Here is a 17,222-nt window from a genome sequence, read left to right on the forward strand (position 1 = left end):
TCCGGCGGAGCGTGACGGGGGCAACAATTGGAGCGGCTCAGCCTCAAGTCGCACCTACGGCCGGGCGCTACGCTGGACCCATGGGCACCATTCCGCCGGCCGGCAGGCTATACCGTTTTACAGGCCTGGATGCTGCGGCGGCCGGGCTCTATGTGTCGTTGGCAGCAGCCCTGAGTTTCGCTGCAGCCCCGGTGGCTGCCCTCGTGCAGCGGGTTTTCCCGGATCCCACCACGGCTGTCTTCGCGGTCAACCTTGCCTTCTACGTTTCGGTCGGTTTGTTCGCGGTGGCGGCAGCGTGGCGCGTCTTGGCCCGCGACCTCCTGATTCTCGCCACCAGGCCGTGGTTCACGGTAGCCATGATTCCGTTGGCCATTGTGGCGATGCTCGTACTCACGGCCGTTTTGGTGACAGCCACCGGTTCGGCCAAGGAATCGCAAAACCAGCTGGGCCTCCAGTCGTTGGTCCAACAGTTGCCGGCCTGGTTTGTGGTGCCTTTATTGGTGGTGTTAGGTCCATTCGTTGAGGAATACCTGTTCCGGCATCTTCTGATCGGCAAGCTGTCCCGTCACCTCAATATTTGGATCTGCTGCGTCTTGTCCGCTCTCTGCTTCGCCGCCATCCATGTGGTGGGACGTGAAGGGTTGGCGGTTCCCGCCTTGGCGCCCTACCTCGGAATGGGCGCGGTCCTGGTGGCCGCATACGTATGGACAGGCAAGAACGTGATGTTCTCCTATTTTGTCCACGCCTCGAAGAACCTGTTGGCTGTCGTACTGATCTACGCGATACCGCCGCAACTCCTCGGTGGCTAGCTCAGTTGGGCAACCCGGACGGAAACTGTCCGCAACCCACTTCCCCGGCCACGCGCCGTCGTCGTAGTTTCGGTCTATGGGACTGAACATTCAGGTAGTTGTCGATTGCAAGAATCCGCATGTCCTCGCCGATTGGTGGGCCGAGACGCTCGGCTGGGTGGTGGAGCCCCAGGACGAGGCCTTCATCCGCTCCATGGTTGAACAGGGCTACGCCACCGAGAACCAAACCACCACCCACAACGGCAAGCTGGTCTGGAAGGACGGCGCCGCCATCGGACCAGCCGAGGACGCAGGGAAGGAAGCCCCGCGGAGGTTCCTTTTCCAGACATCCACAGACGAGAAGACCGTCAAAAACCGCGTCCACTGGGATGTGCGGCTCGACGGCCGAGATAAGGACGACGCACGCACAGCACTCGAAGCACGGGGTGCGAAACACCTGTGGACCGCGAGCCAGGGTCCGCACGAATGGCACACCATGGCCGATCCCGAAGGCAACGAGTTCTGCATCAGCTGAGCGGATTACTAGACTCGGAGGGTGAGCAACGACTTCCCCGCCAAGGTATCCGACATCTTTGACCCGTCGCGCTGGCGCACTGTGTCCGGTTTCGACGATTTCCAGGACATGACGTACCACCGGCAAGTGGAGCGGGACGCCGACGGTTCCATCACGCGAGACCTTCCAACGGTCCGGATCGCCTTCAACCGTCCGGAGGTCCGCAACGCTTTCCGCCCCGGCACGGTGGACGAGCTCTACCGTGCCATGGACCACGCCCGGATGACCCCGGACGTCGCCACGGTGCTCCTCACGGGCAACGGCCCCTCCCCCAAGGACGGCGGCCATTCGTTCTGTTCCGGCGGCGACCAGCGGATCCGTGGACGGGACGGCTACCGCTATGCCGACGGCGAGACGCAGGAGAGCATCGACCCCGCCCGCGCCGGCCGCCTGCACATCCTGGAGGTCCAGAGGCTGATGCGGACCATGCCCAAGGTGGTCATCGCTGTCGTGAACGGCTGGGCAGCAGGCGGCGGCCACTCACTTCACGTCGTGAGCGACCTCACCATCGCGTCCCGCGAGCACGGCAAGTTCAAGCAGACCGACGCCACGGTGGGAAGTTTCGACGCCGGTTACGGCTCAGCACTGCTCGCCCGCCAGATCGGGCAGAAAGCCGCCCGCGAAATCTTCTTCCTGGCCCGCGAATATTCCGCCGAGGACATGGTGCGGAGGGGCGCCGTCAACGAAGCCGTGGACCACGAGCGCCTCGAAGAAGTTGCGTTGGAGTACGCTGCGGACATCGCGCGACAGTCCCCGCAGGCCATCCGCATGCTCAAGTTCGCCTTCAACCTGGCCGACGACGGCCTGGCCGGCCAGCAGGTCTTCGCCGGCGAGGCCACCCGCCTGGCTTATATGACGGACGAGGCAGTCGAGGGCAAGGAAGCCTTCCTCGAGAAGCGCGATCCGGACTGGTCAACTTTCCCCTACTACTTCTAGGACGCCTGCCCGTGGACATCGATCCGGTTCTCAAGGCCCTGGCCGCCGCCCTCCACGACGAGGGTCCCGCCGTCGAGATCGTCGTCTCGGAGGACGGCACCGCGGTGGCCGTGCCCGTTGAAACGCTCGGTTTCGAGGACGCCGCCGTGGTGGTCCGCACCTCCGGTTCCACCGGCACACCCAAGGCGACGGTGCTCACAGTCGATCAGCTTGCCGCATCCTCCATGGCCACTGCCGTGACGCTCCGTGGCGAGGGACAGTGGCTTCTGGCCCTTCCGCTGCAGTACGTCGCCGGGCTGCAGGTGCTGGCCCGATCGCTTTTCGCGGGCACGCGTCCGTGGGTCATGGACCTCTCCAACGGCTTCACGCCGGAGGCCTTCACCGCCGCCGCCGAAGAACTGACCGACAAGATCCGTTTCACTTCGTTGGTGCCCACACAGCTCCAGCGGCTCCTGGACTCGCCCTCGCCGCGCACACTTGCGGCCCTCCGACGCTTCAACGCCATCCTGTTGGGCGGGGCGCCCTCGGGGGTCGGGCTGCTGGATGCTGCCAAGGAGGCCGGGCTGAACGTCGTGACCACCTATGGCTCTGCTGAGACATGCGGCGGTTGCGTGTACGACGGAAGGCCGCTGGAGGGTGTCCAGGTCATGCTCGACGACGGCGGTCGCATCCTTCTGGGCGGCGACACCGTGGCTTCGGGTTACCTGGACGCGAGCGATTCGAGCGCAGAGGCGTTCTTCGAGAAAGACGGCACCCGCTGGTACCGCACCAACGACCTCGGCGAACTCGCCGACGACGGCACGCTCACCGTGCTGGGGCGCGCCGACGACGTCATCATCACCGGCGGCGTCAAAGCCTCGGCCGCGTTCATCCAGGCTGAGCTGGAAAAGTTCGACGGCGTGACCGCGGCTTTCGTGTCCGGCGTGCCTTCCCGTGAATGGGGCCAGGCGGTGGCGGCCTACGTTTCCGTGGCCGACACTTCGCCCGAAGGTATCCGGGAATTTACCGCACATAGCCAGAATGCCTTGGGGGCACTCGCCCCTAAAACCGTGCTGACCACGGATGGGCTCATCATGCTCCCCAACGGAAAACCGGATCGGATGGCCATGATCGGCCTCCTCACCGAGGCACATCAGGGAGAATAGACAAGTCCTCCCTGACCGTCGTTCGACTGCCCCAAATGCGAACACCCCTGCGAAACAACACGAGGTACTGAACGTGGCAACAGCTGCACAATGGATTCAAGGCGCCCGCCTGCGCACGCTCCCGGCGGCGATCGCGCCGGTGCTGATCGGCACCGCGGCCGCCTATGAGCTGCAGTCATTCCGGCTTTTGAATGCCATCCTTGCCGCCCTCGTGGCATTGCTGCTGCAGGTCGGGGTCAACTACGCCAACGACTACTCGGACGGCATCCGTGGCACCGATGAGGACCGCGTGGGCCCCCTCCGCTTGGTAGGCTCCGGCGCCGCACGCCCTGACCACGTGAAGTGGGCTGCCTTCGGCGCCTTCGGCCTGGCAATGGCATTCGGGCTGGTCTTGGTGATCATCACGCAGAGCTGGTGGCTGCTCCTGGTGGGCGTCGGCTGCGTCATGGCCGCTTGGGGGTACACCGGCGGAAAGAACCCGTATGGCTACATGGGCCTGGGCGATCTTTTCGTGTTTGTCTTCTTCGGGCTGGTGGCAACCCTTGGCACCACCTACACGCAGGCCGGGCAGGTGAGTCTTCCGGCTGTCATTGGCGCCATTGGTACCGGATTGATTGCCTGCGCGCTGCTGATGGCCAACAACGTGCGGGACATCCCGACCGATATGGTGGCGGGCAAGCGGACTCTCGCAGTGCGGCTAGGCGACCGACACGCACGCGAAAGCTATGTCCTGATGTTGGCCGTCGCCATCTTGCTGGTGATCGTCCTGGCGCCCACGAAGCCGTGGATGCTGATCGTGCTGCTGCTGATCCCGGCCTGCCTCATGCCGGCATGGCTCATGGTCAATGGCAGGAAGCGCAAGAGCCTCATCCCCGTGCTCAAGCAGACCGGAATGATCAACCTTGGCTACAGCGTTCTGTTCGCGCTGGGCCTAGTGCTGAGCCACGGGTTCTAACCCGCACGCTCGCACGCTCGCTCACCTATACGCCGGTTCCGCCGACGCTCCTGCAGCTTGAGCTTCCAGGATTCTAGGATTCCTTGGATTCCTTGGATTCCTTGGGGCGCCGGTCGTTCTCGACTGTTACTGCGGGGTTTTCGTCCACCAGTCGATCCTCGATATCGGCATCTTCGATCTCCAATGCAGAGCGGATGGGCTTGGCCCGGCCGGAGAAACGTTCGTGCATCGATGCGGTGGCGTCGTCACGCTGCTTCTTGAAGAACAGGTAGCTGATGGCGAACGCGATGAGACCCGCGAAAATCGCCGCCAGCAACAACCCCGTCTGAAGGAAGGCGAAGACGATGAAGAGCGGCACGAAGAGCGCCAGGCGGATCAGGGAGTATTTGAGGAAAGCCACGGATCAAGTTTAGCCTCACAGCCTGATTGCACGCTGATCACGCCGCTATCACCGGGCCCGACGGCGACTAGACTTGACGGTATGCTCCGCGTTGTTGCAGTCGTCCTGATCTTGCTCGTGTTCGTCTATGGGCTGGTGGACGTCATACGCACTGACCGCCGCGCTACCCGGGGAATCTCCAAGACCGCCTGGCTTGTGGTGATGATCCTGCTTCCGATTCTGGGCGCCGTTCTCTGGTTCCTTATCGGCCGGCCCTACAACATCCGCGCCGTTCCGCAACCTGCGAGTCACCCCACCGCACCCGACGACGACCCCGACTTCCTCCGGAACCTGGAGATCCGCCGTCGCAACCAGGCCGAAGCCGAACGCCTGAAGAAGCTCAAGGCCGAGCTGGACGCCAAGGAACGCAAACTCAAGGGCGACTCCAACGCCGAAGACAGCGGCGACGTCAACACCTGACCCCTGGGTGCTCCCTTCCCGACCTGCTTTGAAACGCGAACGACGGCGACACGCCCGCAAGTGCGGTGTGTCGCCGTCGTCGTTCATTCAGAAAGGGTCAGGAAGGCAAGGTGCCCTTCCGGAGCAGACTTACTGCAGCCCAGAGTAAGAGTGCAAGCCGTTGAAGAACACGTTGACCACGGTGAAGTTGAAGATCACGCACAGGTAGCCCGTAATCGACAACCAAGCAGCACGGGTACCGGTCCAGCCGCGGGTAGCACGGGCGTGCAGGTAACCGGCGTAGACAACCCAGATGACGAACGTCCAGACTTCCTTGGTGTCCCAGCCCCAGAACCGGCCCAGGCCTTTTCTGCCCAGATGGCGCCGAACATGAGGGTGAAGGTCCAGCCCACGAATGCCACGGTATTGATGCGGTAGGACAGGTTTTCCAGGCTCAGGGCGTTAGGAACCAGCCGCATGAAGCCCAGCTTGTCGGCGCCGCCGGCAGCCAAGGTCTTTTGCCGGTGGGACTGCACCAACTGCAGGGCAGACATGGCAAACGTCAGCGTGAACAAGGACGCGGAAATCACGGCAATGGAGACGTGGATGACCAGCCAGTAGCTCTGTAGGGCCGGCACCAAGTGACCCACCGGAGTCCAGTAGGTCACGGACGCCGCCACCATCATGATCACGGCCAGGCCCAGGACGAAGGTGCCAAGGAAGCGCAGGTCACGGCGGATGATCGAAATCAGGAACACCAAAACGACCAGGAACGCGCCAGTGGTGAGGAACTCGTACATGTTGCCCCACGGCACACGTCCCGCGCCGATCGCGCGGGTGATCACACCGGCACCATGGATCACCACGCCGATGATCGCGACTGCCACGGCCACGCGGGCCGGAATACGGCGCTCGGTGGCGTACTTCATGTCGCCGCCAGCGGTCTGGCTGACCGAGGTGACTGCCGACGTCGGGCGCTCAGCGCGGCCAGCGGGGCCACCGACGTCGTTCCCACCAGCGCGGCCCGCGGCGACCGGAACCTTGACCGCTGCTGCAACAGAAACAGCCGCCGAGGCCGCCTTCAGGTCCACGGTCCGCAGCGTCTTACTGCTCTTGGCGAGGTCCCACGCGAAAGCGATGAACGCCACCGTGTACGTGCCGGCCGCGAGCAGCATGAACAGCTCGCTGTATTGGCCCATGGTTTCGTTGATGGGGAACATTACTGGTCCTTCGAGGTTGAGGAAGAAACGGTGTCGGTGGGTTGCTCCGCGGACAGCAGCCATTCGCGGTGCAACAGTTCGCGGATCGCAGCAGCTTCGCCAGCCAGTCTGTGGTCCTCGCCGCGGGCAAGGAGACCGTACTCCACCATTGTGCGCCCGTCGTCATGGGTTCCGGTCCGGACCCAGACGCGGCGGCGGTTCAGGTAGAGGGAGAGAATCAGTCCGGCAACCGCCAGCAGGGCAAACACGAGCGCGGTGGCCTGGCCGGGATTGTGGTGGATATCGACGCCGACGTACTTCTTGACGCCGTCGAACGTGATGCTGCCCTTGCCTTCCGGAAGGGTGTAGGTGCCGCCCGGTGCGAGCGAGATGGCCTTCGAGGCCATGCCACGGCCATTGAGCGGGGTCAGCTTGGCGACATCGAGTTCGAAGACGTTCTGCGGGGTGCCCTTGTTCAGCCCAAGATCGCCGTAGTACGAGTTGAGGCTCAGCTGCGGGTTGATGAGCGAGGGATCCCCGCTGAAGGAGACGCCCTTGTCCGTCACCATCGCGGTGGGCAGGAAAAAGCCTGCGAAGCCCAACTGATCGGGCTTGGCGTCGGGGACCTTGATGACCAACGAGGAATAGTAGTTGTCGCCTTGCAGCTTGGCCACCACCGGGCCCTGCAGCGCAACGTTGCCGGCACCGTCACGAACGGTGACCACCGGGGCATAGCCGTTGCCCGTCAGGTAAATGCTGGTGTCGCCGAGCATCACAGGATCGTTGACCTTGAGAACCTGCTTCTTGGCGGCCGCGTCCGGGGTTTCCTTGGTGGTGACGTCCGCCGTGAAGTCGATGGGCTGGCCGAAGTGCGACGGCGATTCGCGATCGAACTGGACGTCGAACTTATCCAGCTGGATGGAGTACGGCTGGAGCCAGCTGCTCTGGAAGTTGCTTCCGGGGCTGAATTGGTCATAACCCACCAAGGTGTTCACGAACGTGTCGCCTTCTACCAAGATGCGCTGGCCGCTGTACCCGAACAGGCCGCCGACGGCCACCGAAACCAGCACCCCGATCAGCGAGGCGTGGAACAACAGGTTGCCCACTTCCTTGAGGAAGCCGCGCTCGGCACCCAAGGAAGGTAAAGCGCCGTCGACGTCGCGCACCTCCACGCGGTAACCACGCTTCTTCAGCACCGCAGCGGCGTCGGTAATAGCCTTCGACGCCGGGATCCCGGCGTCGGCGGGCAGCACCAGCGTGCCGTACTCCGGGAGGCGGGAGAGCCGTTTGGGGGTCCGCGGCGGCTGGGAGCGCATGGCCTTGTAGTGAGCGATGGCCCGGGGCGTGACGCAACCGATCAGGGAGATGAACAAAAGAATGTAGATGGCCGAGAACCAGGCCGAGGAATACACGTCGTACAGCTGCACGGAGTCGAGGAGCTTGCCGTAGTCCGGGTGGTCCGCGATGTACTGGGTGACGATCGAAGGGTTCGCCGGGCGCTGCGGGAACAGCGAGCCGGGAACTGCCGCGACGGCCAGGAGCAGCAGCAGGAACAGCGCAGTGCGCATGCTGGTCAGCTGGGTCCAGGCCCAGCGCAGCATGCCAATGATCCCCAGGACCGGCAGGGCCGCCTCGGCTTTAGCCCTGTCAACGGCCCGGTCAACGGCCTTGTCAGGGGCGTTGTCAGGGGCGTTGTCAGCTCCCGCGGGCTCGCTGGCGGACTTGTTGGACTTCTTTTTACCTTGCACGGGCTCGCTCATCAGATCGGCAACTTCACATCGGTTTGGAACCAGTACTGCAGCCCGGTAACCCAGGCGCCCCACACTCCCGTGGCCATCAGGATTCCCAGCAGGATCAGGATGCCCCCGCCAATCCGCTGGATGGCCAGGCGGTGCTTCCGGAAGAAGGACATCACGCCGATTCCCCGCCGGACCGCAAGGGCGATCAGGAGGAAGGGAATGCCCAGGCCAAGACTATAGACAAACGCCAGGAGCGCCCCCTTCGCCGCGGACGATCCCCCGGAAAGGCTCAGCAGCTGGACGGCGGAATACGTGGGCCCGATGCACGGCGCCCAACCCAGCCCGAAGGTGATGCCCAACAACGGCGCACCCCACAGTCCGGCCGGTGGCTTCGCGTGGATTTTCGCGTCACGCTGCAACCAGCCGAAGCCGCCCAGGAAGACGACGCCCATAACGATCACCAGCACACCAAGCACTTGCGTGATCCACGCGTTCTGCGGGCCGGTAATGAGGGTTCCCAATTGGCCGAAGGCGCCGCCGAGCAGGACAAAAATCAGCGAAAAACCAAGGACGAACAGTCCGATTCCCGCGAGCATGCGCCCGCGCTTCTGCTTCTGGAGGTCGACGCCGGTCAGCCCTGTCACGTAGCCGAGGTATCCCGGGACAAGCGGCAGGACGCACGGCGACAGGAAGGACACGAATCCGGCCAGCAAAGCCACGGGAATGGCAAGCAACAAGGAACCACTCAGGATGGTCTCGGCGAAAGGGCTGTTCACGCTGTCCGGGCCACCTACTCGGCTACCGCGGAAGTGATGAGCGCCTTGAGCGTGCTCTTCTCGATCTCACCCAGGACGCGGGAGGCAACTTTGCCTTCCTTATCCAGGACCAGCGTGGTGGGGACCGCGCCGGGAGGCACGATGCCGGAGACGGACAGCAGAACGGCACCGTCTTTATCGTTGAAGCTTTGGTAGGTGAGGTTGAAGGTCTTGTCGAACGCATCGGCCGTAGCCTTCTCGTCCCGGAGATTCACGCCGTAGAACTGGACGCCCTTGCTCTTGAACTCCTGGTGCAGTTCTTCGAGGATGGGCGCCTCGACCCGGCACGGCGCACACGCGGCGAACCAGAAGTTGAGGACAGTCACCTTGCCGATCAGATCCTGCGGGTTCACCGCGGTTCCGTCAAACAACGTGCCTTTGATCCCGACGGCGGCCTTGCGGTCCGTTTTGGCGAACTCGGTCACCGAGCCGTCGCCAGCCACATAGTTCTTGTTGTCACCGGCTTTAGCCTGCTGCGCGAGTGCGTCTTGCTGGGCGCAGGCGGACAAGCCCATGGTGAGCGCGGTGAGGGCCACTCCCCCCACGGCAAGGAGGCTGCGCCGGGACGTGACTGCTAATCCGAGGGATTTTCGAGTGTTGCGGTCCATCGTCATGCTCCGGGGGTTTTCGCGGCACCGGGCAGCAGCACAGCGGCGGGTTCGCTGTAGTCCACCCGCGCAACCTTGCCGTCGTCGTCGAACACCAGGGACGTCAGGGACGTCAAAGTGCACTGGCGTTTGCGGGGATCGTGCCACAGCCGCCGGCCTTCCGCGCTGAGGCGCGTGGAATAGATGGGCAGCTGGTGGCTGACAAGGATGGCTTCCGCGCCGTCGCCGCCGAGCTCAATAGCCTTCAGGCGGGCGTCCTCGACGGCGGCACGCATGCGGGTGACCTGGTCGTGGTAGGACTCGCCCCAGGAAGGGCGCAGCGGATTGCGGAGCTGGAACCAGTGCTTCGGCTTGATGAACTCGGAGATGCCGGCCTTGAGTCCCTCGAAGTGGTTTTCCGCCTCGATGATCCGCGGCTCCGTGACGATCTCCAGCCCCAACGCCTCGGAGGTGGGCAGGGCAGTTTCCTGCGCGCGGATCAGTGGCGATGCGACGAGGTGGACGATGTTCGCCCCCTGCGAGACGCGGGCTGCGAAGTGGTCCGCGAGCATCTGGGCCATCTCGCGGCCACGTTCGGAGAGGTGGAATTCGGGCAGCCTGCCGTACAGAATTCCGTCGGGATTGTAGACCTCGCCATGGCGGAGCAGATGGACAGTTGCTTGGGGCATGTTTACCAGTTTCTCAAAGAAGGCGGGCGATCCGAAATCTTCTACGTTTCGTAGAACTGAAAGTTTCTTCTAAATGTTCCCGAAAGGAGGAATAAAAGATGCATTTGCATGTTTATACTTGACACAAGGTTCGGTTGACACTTCAACTAAGTGTGATCGAACGTTCGATGAAGCTACAACCACACCTTCCCAAGGAGAACCCCATGACTCTTCCCGCCAACGTCACCACCGGCATCTGGACCCTCGACAACTCCCACAGCGAGATCGGCTTCACCGTCCGCCACGCAGGCATCAGCAAGGTCCGGGGCCAGTTCGCCGAGGCCGAAGCCACCCTTGAAGTCGGCAACGGATTGAACGACTCCAAGGTCAGCGCCACCATCAAGACCCCCAGCTTCGACTCGGGCGACGCCAACCGCGACGGCCACGTCAAGGGCGAGGACTTCTTCGATGTGGAGAAGTTCCCGGAAATCACTTTCGTTTCCCGCCACGTCCAGGCCAACGGCGACAGCTTCGACCTCGTGGGCGATCTGACCATCAAGGGCGTCACCAAAGAGGTAACCATCGAAACCGAGTTCAACGGCGTCGCCGTTGACCCGTTCGGCAACACCCGCGCAGGCGTCTCCGGTGAGACCACCATCAGCCGCAAGGACTTCGGCCTGACCTGGAACGCAGTGCTCGAAGCCGGTGGCGTGCTGGTCAGCGACAAGGTTGCCATCAACCTCGAACTGGCTTTCATCGCACCTGCCGCCTAGTTCACGCGACTTCCGGGTTCCCCCTGGATCCCGGACCAAATGGCGCCTTCGGCGCTGCACACGTACATCCATCGTGCAGCCCCGAAGGCGCCATTTCGTTGCTTGCGGCATCACCCGCCTATTGTTCGGCCAAAAGCCGATATTTAGCAGCGAATTGGCCGGGAATTTCCTATGAATCCTTAAACCTCCGGTCTACAGTGATGCCATGAGTAACCCAAACGAAGCTCCTCCGCCACAGCAGCCCGGCTCTGAGCCACCGCAGCCCGGCAACGTCCCTCCTGCGGGTTACCAGCCTCCGCAGGGAACCCCGGCTCCGCCTTCGTACCAAGCACCGCCTTCCTACGAAGCGCCCCCTTCTTACCAAGCACCGCCTTCCTACCAACAGCCGGCTCCTGGCTATCAGCAGCAGGGCCAGCCAGCGTACGGCATGCCGATGGCGGGCCCCAACAATGCCCCGCCCGCGGGACTCGGTTACGCAGCCCCGGCCCGGAACACCTTTGGACTCGACTTCAACAACGTCGCGCAGCGCTTCCGGGACACCACAGGCCTGCCCCAGCGGCTGATGGTCTCCTACTGGTTGTGGGTCGCGGCCGCAGCAATCGGCGTGGTTGCCAGCTTCCTGAACATCTTCATCGTCCGGGGCTTGTTCGGAGAGATGATGGTCGGTGCAGGCATTGTGGGCCTGATTTTCAGCCTGATCTTCGCGGCGCTCTACATCTTTATTGCCATCCGGCTCAAAGAAGGCTCCCGCTGGGCACGGCTGGTCCTCACCATCCTTGGAGCCCTAGCGGCAATATCCCTGCTGTTCCAGGGAGTCACCCTCAATATCAACTTCATCGGATCAGCGGCAGCGGTCGCAGCCGCCATCCTGATGTGGCTTCCGGAGTCCAGGAAGCACTTCGAGTAGCAACACGGTAGTTAAAAGCTGAAGGCCGCGGCAGGTTCCTGGGACCCCGCGGCCTTCCCTTTGCCCTGGCACCGCCCAGCGGGAAATAGCCGAACCTCAATCGGGGAGAATTCTTCCGCGAATCATCCCCAGCCCTGGGCCGCCGGGGTACGGTGGAATTAAGCCGAGCTGGGGGCAGGGCACGTTGCTCCCGGCAGCCGTATCTGCAGTCGACACGCAAAGGAATGCCATGAGCAACCCTCCGTACCCGCCGTCCTCTCCGGGGACTCCGGACGAAAAACCCACACCTGAGCAGCCGCAGTATGGCCAGCAGACACCGCAGTATGGGCAGCCCTCCGCGCCTCAGTATGGTCAGAAGGCTCCCCAGTTCGGGCAGCAGGCGCCCCAGTACGGCCAGCAGACTCCGCCGCAAGCGCCGCAGTACGGGCAGCAAGCGCCGCAGTACGGCCAGCAGACACCGCCGCAAGCGCCGCAGTACGGTCAGCAAGCGCCGCAAGCTCCCCAGTACGGTCAGCAAGCACCCCAGTACGGGCAGCAAGCACCCCAGTACGGGCAGCAGGCTCCAGGCCAGCAGCCCCAGTACGGCCAGCCGTCCGTCCCGCAGTACGGTCAGGGCGGCCCTTGGCCGAGCCAGCAGCCCACAACGACGTCGGGCGTGCCAAAGTTGGTCAACATCTCGTTCTGGCTCATCATTGCGGCCGGCGTACTGACCCTGATCGGAATTCCCTTCAGCATCGCTTCGCTGAATTCCGCGGCGGGCAAGGGCATGATCGATCAGGCCTTGGCAGCGCAGGGAGCCAACACTTCGGGCGTGGACACTGCCAGCGTTATCGGCGTCATTGTCACCGTCATGGTTATTTTCTCGGTGATCTTCGCCGGACTTTACGCATTGGTTGCGTTCAAAGTACGCAAGGGCAAGAACTGGGCCCGTATCCTCGGCACGGTTTTCGCCGCGATTTCGCTGCTGGGCCTGACCCAGATCGGCATGGGTACCATCACCATCCTCCTGGGCATCGCCGCCATGGTGATGTTGTACTTGCCAGCCTCGGCACCGTATTTCCGGAAGGCACAGCCGTTCGCCAACCCGTACAACCAGGCTCCCTACGGGCGCTAGGCCCGGGTCCGAATCAACACATGCTGACGGGCGCAGGCCCGGTTTGGCCTAAAAGGGCTGGCCGGGCGTCTGCGCCCGTTGTGCGTGGTAGGCAAGGATCTGCAGCTCCGTGGCCATGTCCACCTTGCGGAGATTCACGTGCGGCGGAACCTGGAGCAGCACGGGGGCGAAGCTGAGGATGCTGCGGATCCCCGCGCCGATCACGCGATCGCAAACGTCCTGGGCCACCGCCGCCGGGAGTGCCAAAACCACCATGTTGGTACCGGTCCGCTGAAGGACCAATTCAAGATTCGCGGCATCGCTCACCCGCAGCCAGCCGACTTCGTTTCCGATGATCATGGGATCGGCGTCGAGGATGGCGACCACATCGAAGCCCCTTGATTCGAATCCTCCGTACCGTGCCAAAGCCTTGCCGAGATTGCCGGCGCCCACAATTGCGACTTTCCAGTCGTGGGTCAGCCCGAGCGCCGCTGCAATGTGCCGGCTCAGGTACTGGACCTCGTATCCCACGCCACGTGTTCCGTAGGAGCCGACATAGGAGAGGTCCTTGCGGAGAGTAGATGAACTGACGCCCGACGCCTCGGCCAGCGCCTCGGAAGAAACCCGCTCCACGCCTTCGCCCAGCAGGGAGTTCAACGCGCGCAAGTAAAGCGTCATCCGGGCCACGGCCGCGGGCGGTATCTGCTTGGCGGCAGAGTCCTTGTCCCCTGGTACAGCTTCGGCGGACGGTTCCAGCGCAGTCACGTTCTTCTCCATTGCGTCGCTTTGTTTTCCCACTCTATTGCCAACAAAGCACCGGACGCGCATGTTCAGGCAGCGAGGACCTTCTTCAAGACCCGCGCTAGCCGCGCCTCGTCAATTTTCCAGAAGTCCCGCTGGATTCCGTCCACGAAAACCACCGGGATCTCTTCGGCGTAGCGTTCCCGCAAAATGGGGTCGGTATCGATCGACTCTTCCGTCCAGGCGAGACCCAAGCTTGAGGTCACGCGTTCGACGGCGTCACGCGCCGCGGCGCACAGGTGACAGTCAGCTTTGGTGAGGAGGACGACGTCGGGATTTGGCATGGCTCAACGGTATCCCGGCCGTCGACACAGCGTCGACAGCGCGGCCCGCACAGCCCCGAGAACCGTCGACGCGGTATGCGGCGGCACGCTCGCAGACAGCGATGGCCCGGGCGATTGACTAGACTCGTGACATGCCCGTCGAGAAGAACACCGTTGTGGCCACCACACCGGCAGCAACGCAGCAACACGGCGAAGCTGCATTCTTCGACGTCGACAACACCCTGATGAAGGGTGCCAGCCTCTTCCACGTCGCCCGGAAGATGTACGAACGCAAAGCATTCACCCTCACCCAAGCCGCGGGATTCGCCTGGAAACAGTTCAAGTTCGTCCTGCGGGGCGAAAAAATGGAGGACGTCCATTCCGTCCGGGATTCCGCGCTGATCCTCGCTGCCGGCATCAAGGTTTCCGATATCAAGGAGCTGGGCGAAGAGGTCTACGACGAGATGATCGAGTCGCGGATCTGGCCTGGTACCAAGGCCTTGGCCGAACAGCACCTGCGTGTTGGCCGGAAGGTCTGGCTGGTCACTGCCACTCCCATCGAAGTCGCAACCGTCATTTCCACACGGCTTGGGCTGACCGGCGCCCTGGGCACGGTCGGCGAAGTTGCAGACGGCGCCTACACGGGCCGGCTCGTCGGAGAAATCCTCCACGGAGCTGCCAAGGCGGTGGCCGTGCAGCGGGTAGCCGACGAAGAAGGCTTGGACCTGACCCGCTGCTGGGCTTATAGCGACTCACACAACGACATCCCCCTGCTCACCGTGGTGGGCCACCCCGTCTGCATCAATCCGGATGCCGGGCTGCGCCGCCATGCCCGCGCGAACAACTGGCCCGTTTATGACTTCCGTTCCGGCCGACGGGCAGCCACGCTCGGCCTCAAGGCTGCGACAGTCGGGGGCGCCGTGTACGGCCTGTGGCGGGGATTCTCAAAGTTCCGCGCTCCGAGGGCCTAGCGCGACACCCAAAGAATCGAGCGCTACGGATATTCCTCGGCGCACCCCGAATTCCAGCCTCGTCAGGCAATATGCGCAGCGTCAGACCTGAACCGCAGCGTCAGCACCTGTCCGAGACGCAAAAATGCCCGCCGCCTCGAGAGGCAACGGGCATTCACGCTGTTGGAAGTATCTCTACTTCTTATTGCGACGCTGGTGGCGGGTCTTGCGAAGCAGTTTGCGGTGCTTCTTCTTGGCCATACGCTTGCGGCGCTTGTTAATAACTGAACCCACGTAAGTTCCTTACCAAACTAGATTGAGACTCTGTCTGCTGGGTGAGGTCCTTGAACTGAGCAACAGACTTTACAACTGACAGATTCTTACAATGACGTAAAACGTTCCTTAACAGGGTACCGCCTATCGGGGGCACCCAATGACCGCCGGCCCTTAGGGGGACCAAGCCAGACTCAAGCCGTCTCTGAGTGTCCGTCGACGACCGCGCCCTTGAGGTATTGGCTCACGGCTTCTTCGGGGACCCGGAATGATCGTCCAAATCGGACGGCCGGCAAATCTCCCGAGTGGACCAGACGGTACACGGTCATTTTGGAAACCCGGAGGACTTCGGCAACTTCAGCCACTGTCATGAAACGCGCGTTCGAGAAGTTAGTCTCTGCGGACATTTCTCCATATTCCTTTGCTCTCAGCGGTTAGCGGCGAACCCCAGCGTTCATTACCTGGTGTGCCGATGCTGAGCCATCAAAACAACCATGTGCTAGATACTCTAGAGGCTGCTGGTACCAAAGTGAAAGTCTTTCCTCCAAGTGGAGACGAGGTTTCACTTAGTTGGAAGCAGCCACGCGGCGCTTGCGGGACGACGCCGCCAACTGATCCAGGACGGACACCGTGACGTCCCATTCCATGCAAGCGTCGGTGACACTCTGGCCATAGACCAAGTCCAGTTCCCCGGCCAGCTGGAGCTCCACGTCCAGGTTCTGCGCCCCGCCAACCAGGAAGCTTTCCAGCATGACGCCGGCAATCGCCGACGCCGGCTCAGCCTCCAGTTGGGCGCCGATCTCCAGTGCGACTTCGGCTTGGCGGTGGTGGCTCTTTCCGCTGTTGGCGTGGCTCGCGTCCACGATCAGCCGCGGATTCAGTCCCTTGGCCGAGAGCTTCCCGGAGGCAGCGGCGACGTCGGCGGCGGAGTAGTTGGGCCCCTTGCGTCCGCCGCGCAGGATCACGTGGGTGTCCGGGTTGCCTGAAGTGGCCACGAGGGCGGCGCGGCCATCGCCGTCGATCCCCAGGAACGCCTGGGCCGCGGCAGACGCACCGCAGGCATCGATCGCCACTTGGAGGTCGCCGTCGGTCCCATTCTTGAAGCCGATGGGCATGGACAGCCCGGAAGCGAGCTGGCGGTGGATCTGGCTTTCAGTGGTGCGGGCACCAATGGCGCCCCACGCGACGAGGTCGGCCATGTACTGGGGGCTGATCGGCTCCAGGAACTCGGTGGCAGTGGGCAAGCCCAACGCCGTGACTTGCTGCAGGAATCCGCGCGCCGCACGGAGCCCGGCCGCGATGTCATGGCTGCCGTCCAAGTGCGGATCGTTGATGAGGCCCTTCCAGCCCACTGTGGTGCGCGGCTTCTCGAAGTAGGCCCGCATGACGATCAAGAGGTCTTCCTTGTGCTTCTCGGCCTGGCTGACCAGCCTGCGGGCGTACTCCAGCCCGGCCTTCGGATCGTGGATGGAGCACGGGCCTACGATGACCAAGAGGCGATCGTCCACACCGTCCATGATGGCGCGGACTCCGTCACGGCCGCGCTCGACGACGGCGGACTCCTTGGCACTCAGCGGAAGTTCCGCGCTGACTTCCTGCGGGGTGGGAAGAGGCTCGAAGCGGCTGACGCGCAAGTTGGATGTCGAAAGGGCAGACGCCGACGGCGCGTCTACAGTCTCGGCGTCGACAAGATGTGCGGTGGGCTCTGCGGCGATGCTGGTCATGAAAGGGGTCCTGTTCCGGAGAGGAGCGGACCCTGCTCAGAGCCCGCCTGGAAATGGCGAAGGGCAGAGAATGATCTCTGCCCTGTTGGCTCTGAAGGAAAGTTGGATGCGTGTCAGTTAGACGCGGGCCCCTCCAGAGCCAACGAAAAATACGCATACCAACGGTTAGTCATAGCCAAAACCATAGCGTCGGC

At 63.1% G+C, this 17,222-nt stretch carries 20 protein-coding genes and 1 pseudogene; 10 read left to right on the forward strand and 11 right to left on the reverse strand.

Going from position 1 to position 17,222, the window contains the following annotated elements; genetic code table 11:
- Positions 1–80 precede the first annotated feature (80 nt).
- From ACF0H6_RS08230 to ACF0H6_RS08250, 5 genes are all read left to right on the forward strand, one after another.
- Positions 81–809, forward strand: coding sequence for a lysostaphin resistance A-like protein (locus tag ACF0H6_RS08230; RefSeq protein ID WP_395249172.1), 729 nt, complete (start codon positions 81–83; stop codon positions 807–809).
- Between the two features lie 76 nt (positions 810–885).
- The gene (locus tag ACF0H6_RS08235; RefSeq protein ID WP_395249173.1) at positions 886–1,323 is read left to right on the forward strand and encodes a VOC family protein; all 438 of its coding nucleotides are present in this window, start codon (positions 886–888) and stop codon (positions 1,321–1,323) included.
- A 21-nt stretch (positions 1,324–1,344) separates the two neighbouring features.
- On the forward strand, positions 1,345–2,298 hold the full coding sequence (locus ACF0H6_RS08240; RefSeq protein ID WP_395249174.1) for a 1,4-dihydroxy-2-naphthoyl-CoA synthase: 954 nt from the start codon (positions 1,345–1,347) through the stop codon (positions 2,296–2,298).
- An 11-nt stretch (positions 2,299–2,309) separates the two neighbouring features.
- Positions 2,310–3,443 carry an AMP-binding protein gene (locus ACF0H6_RS08245; protein ID WP_395249175.1) on the forward strand — a complete coding sequence of 378 codons (1,134 nt, stop codon included), beginning with the start codon at positions 2,310–2,312 and terminating at the stop codon, positions 3,441–3,443.
- A gap of 73 nt (positions 3,444–3,516) precedes the next feature.
- Positions 3,517–4,398 (forward strand): 1,4-dihydroxy-2-naphthoate polyprenyltransferase, encoded by an 882-nt coding sequence (locus ACF0H6_RS08250; protein WP_395249176.1) that lies wholly within the window; start codon positions 3,517–3,519, stop codon positions 4,396–4,398.
- 73 nt (positions 4,399–4,471) lie between these two features.
- Here the strand turns inward: ACF0H6_RS08250 and ACF0H6_RS08255 are convergent, their stop codons facing one another.
- Positions 4,472–4,798, reverse strand: coding sequence for a DUF4229 domain-containing protein (locus ACF0H6_RS08255; protein WP_395249177.1), 327 nt, complete (start codon positions 4,796–4,798; stop codon positions 4,472–4,474).
- Between the two features lie 81 nt (positions 4,799–4,879).
- Between ACF0H6_RS08255 and ACF0H6_RS08260 the strand changes: the two genes are divergently transcribed.
- Positions 4,880–5,257 carry a PLD nuclease N-terminal domain-containing protein gene (locus tag ACF0H6_RS08260; RefSeq protein ID WP_395249178.1) on the forward strand — a complete coding sequence of 126 codons (378 nt, stop codon included), beginning with the start codon at positions 4,880–4,882 and terminating at the stop codon, positions 5,255–5,257.
- Between the two features lie 129 nt (positions 5,258–5,386).
- Here ACF0H6_RS08260 and ccsB read toward each other — a convergent pair.
- From ccsB to ACF0H6_RS08285, 5 genes and pseudogenes are all read right to left on the reverse strand, one after another.
- A pseudogene (gene ccsB, locus ACF0H6_RS08265) lies at positions 5,387–6,456 on the reverse strand (c-type cytochrome biogenesis protein CcsB).
- Entirely contained in the window at positions 6,456–8,195 is a 1,740-nt protein-coding gene (locus tag ACF0H6_RS08270; RefSeq protein WP_395249179.1) for a cytochrome c biogenesis protein ResB, read from the reverse strand. Before ACF0H6_RS08270 ends, ccsB begins: the two are co-directional and overlap by 1 nt.
- Positions 8,195–8,950 carry a cytochrome c biogenesis CcdA family protein gene (locus tag ACF0H6_RS08275; RefSeq protein ID WP_395249180.1) on the reverse strand — a complete coding sequence of 252 codons (756 nt, stop codon included), beginning with the start codon at positions 8,948–8,950 and terminating at the stop codon, positions 8,195–8,197. Before ACF0H6_RS08275 ends, ACF0H6_RS08270 begins: the two co-directional genes overlap by 1 nt.
- 14 nt (positions 8,951–8,964) lie before the next feature.
- On the reverse strand, positions 8,965–9,597 hold the full coding sequence (locus ACF0H6_RS08280) for a TlpA family protein disulfide reductase (protein ID WP_395249181.1): 633 nt from the start codon (positions 9,595–9,597) through the stop codon (positions 8,965–8,967).
- A 2-nt stretch (positions 9,598–9,599) separates the two neighbouring features.
- Positions 9,600–10,265 carry a histidine phosphatase family protein gene (locus ACF0H6_RS08285; protein ID WP_395249182.1) on the reverse strand — a complete coding sequence of 222 codons (666 nt, stop codon included), beginning with the start codon at positions 10,263–10,265 and terminating at the stop codon, positions 9,600–9,602.
- 203 nt (positions 10,266–10,468) lie between these two features.
- Here ACF0H6_RS08285 and ACF0H6_RS08290 point away from each other — a divergent pair, with 203 nt between their 5' ends.
- The 3 genes from ACF0H6_RS08290 (at position 10,469) to ACF0H6_RS08300 (ending at position 13,038) form a co-directional block, all read left to right on the forward strand.
- Positions 10,469–11,017 (forward strand): YceI family protein, encoded by a 549-nt coding sequence (locus ACF0H6_RS08290; RefSeq protein ID WP_395249183.1) that lies wholly within the window; start codon positions 10,469–10,471, stop codon positions 11,015–11,017.
- Between the two features lie 205 nt (positions 11,018–11,222).
- Positions 11,223–11,924, forward strand: a complete 702-nt coding sequence (locus ACF0H6_RS08295) for a hypothetical protein (protein ID WP_395249184.1) — start codon at positions 11,223–11,225, stop codon at positions 11,922–11,924.
- Positions 11,925–12,153: 229 nt separating this feature from the next.
- Positions 12,154–13,038, forward strand: coding sequence for a hypothetical protein (locus ACF0H6_RS08300; RefSeq protein ID WP_395249185.1), 885 nt, complete (start codon positions 12,154–12,156; stop codon positions 13,036–13,038).
- A gap of 48 nt (positions 13,039–13,086) precedes the next feature.
- On the opposite strand, the gene ACF0H6_RS08305 is transcribed toward ACF0H6_RS08300, so the two are convergent.
- Positions 13,087–13,794, reverse strand: coding sequence for a redox-sensing transcriptional repressor Rex (locus ACF0H6_RS08305; protein WP_395249186.1), 708 nt, complete (start codon positions 13,792–13,794; stop codon positions 13,087–13,089).
- 53 nt (positions 13,795–13,847) lie between these two features.
- Positions 13,848–14,102, reverse strand: a complete 255-nt coding sequence (locus tag ACF0H6_RS08310; protein WP_395249187.1) for a glutaredoxin family protein — start codon at positions 14,100–14,102, stop codon at positions 13,848–13,850.
- 131 nt (positions 14,103–14,233) lie between these two features.
- Between ACF0H6_RS08310 and ACF0H6_RS08315 the strand changes: the two genes are divergently transcribed.
- Positions 14,234–15,052 (forward strand): HAD family hydrolase, encoded by an 819-nt coding sequence (locus ACF0H6_RS08315; protein ID WP_395249188.1) that lies wholly within the window; start codon positions 14,234–14,236, stop codon positions 15,050–15,052.
- A gap of 174 nt (positions 15,053–15,226) precedes the next feature.
- Here the strand turns inward: ACF0H6_RS08315 and ACF0H6_RS08320 are convergent, their stop codons facing one another.
- The 3 genes from ACF0H6_RS08320 to ACF0H6_RS08330 all read right to left on the reverse strand — a co-directional run bounded on the left by ACF0H6_RS08320 (position 15,227) and on the right by ACF0H6_RS08330 (position 17,028).
- Positions 15,227–15,325 carry a 30S ribosomal protein bS22 gene (locus ACF0H6_RS08320; protein ID WP_395249189.1) on the reverse strand — a complete coding sequence of 33 codons (99 nt, stop codon included), beginning with the start codon at positions 15,323–15,325 and terminating at the stop codon, positions 15,227–15,229.
- Positions 15,326–15,498: 173 nt separating this feature from the next.
- On the reverse strand, positions 15,499–15,711 hold the full coding sequence (locus tag ACF0H6_RS08325) for a helix-turn-helix domain-containing protein (protein WP_234758321.1): 213 nt from the start codon (positions 15,709–15,711) through the stop codon (positions 15,499–15,501).
- A gap of 159 nt (positions 15,712–15,870) precedes the next feature.
- Positions 15,871–17,028 carry a 3-deoxy-7-phosphoheptulonate synthase gene (locus tag ACF0H6_RS08330; protein ID WP_395249190.1) on the reverse strand — a complete coding sequence of 386 codons (1,158 nt, stop codon included), beginning with the start codon at positions 17,026–17,028 and terminating at the stop codon, positions 15,871–15,873.
- Positions 17,029–17,222: the final 194 nt, after the last annotated feature.

Source organism: Arthrobacter sp. NA-172, from assembly GCF_043952055.1.
In the GTDB taxonomy this organism is placed as follows: domain Bacteria; phylum Actinomycetota; class Actinomycetes; order Actinomycetales; family Micrococcaceae; genus Arthrobacter.

What these genes read in the sequence shown, in the direction of transcription:
- ACF0H6_RS08230 (WP_395249172.1), top strand. Translation starts at nt 81, where the DNA reads ATGGGCACCATTCCGCCGGCCGGCAGGCTATACCGTTTTACAGGCCTG.
- ACF0H6_RS08300 (WP_395249185.1), top strand. Translation starts at nt 12,154, where the DNA reads ATGAGCAACCCTCCGTACCCGCCGTCCTCTCCGGGGACTCCGGACGAA.
- ACF0H6_RS08305 (WP_395249186.1), bottom strand. Translation starts at nt 13,794, where the DNA reads ATGGAGAAGAACGTGACTGCGCTGGAACCGTCCGCCGAAGCTGTACCA.
- ACF0H6_RS08285 (WP_395249182.1), bottom strand. Translation starts at nt 10,265, where the DNA reads ATGCCCCAAGCAACTGTCCATCTGCTCCGCCATGGCGAGGTCTACAAT.
- ACF0H6_RS08310 (WP_395249187.1), bottom strand. Translation starts at nt 14,102, where the DNA reads ATGCCAAATCCCGACGTCGTCCTCCTCACCAAAGCTGACTGTCACCTG.
- ACF0H6_RS08260 (WP_395249178.1), top strand. Translation starts at nt 4,880, where the DNA reads ATGCTCCGCGTTGTTGCAGTCGTCCTGATCTTGCTCGTGTTCGTCTAT.
- ACF0H6_RS08270 (WP_395249179.1), bottom strand. Translation starts at nt 8,195, where the DNA reads ATGAGCGAGCCCGTGCAAGGTAAAAAGAAGTCCAACAAGTCCGCCAGC.
- ACF0H6_RS08325 (WP_234758321.1), bottom strand. Translation starts at nt 15,711, where the DNA reads ATGTCCGCAGAGACTAACTTCTCGAACGCGCGTTTCATGACAGTGGCT.
- ACF0H6_RS08235 (WP_395249173.1), top strand. Translation starts at nt 886, where the DNA reads ATGGGACTGAACATTCAGGTAGTTGTCGATTGCAAGAATCCGCATGTC.
- ACF0H6_RS08295 (WP_395249184.1), top strand. Translation starts at nt 11,223, where the DNA reads ATGAGTAACCCAAACGAAGCTCCTCCGCCACAGCAGCCCGGCTCTGAG.
- ACF0H6_RS08330 (WP_395249190.1), bottom strand. Translation starts at nt 17,028, where the DNA reads ATGACCAGCATCGCCGCAGAGCCCACCGCACATCTTGTCGACGCCGAG.
- ACF0H6_RS08280 (WP_395249181.1), bottom strand. Translation starts at nt 9,597, where the DNA reads ATGGACCGCAACACTCGAAAATCCCTCGGATTAGCAGTCACGTCCCGG.
- ACF0H6_RS08290 (WP_395249183.1), top strand. Translation starts at nt 10,469, where the DNA reads ATGACTCTTCCCGCCAACGTCACCACCGGCATCTGGACCCTCGACAAC.
- ACF0H6_RS08315 (WP_395249188.1), top strand. Translation starts at nt 14,234, where the DNA reads ATGCCCGTCGAGAAGAACACCGTTGTGGCCACCACACCGGCAGCAACG.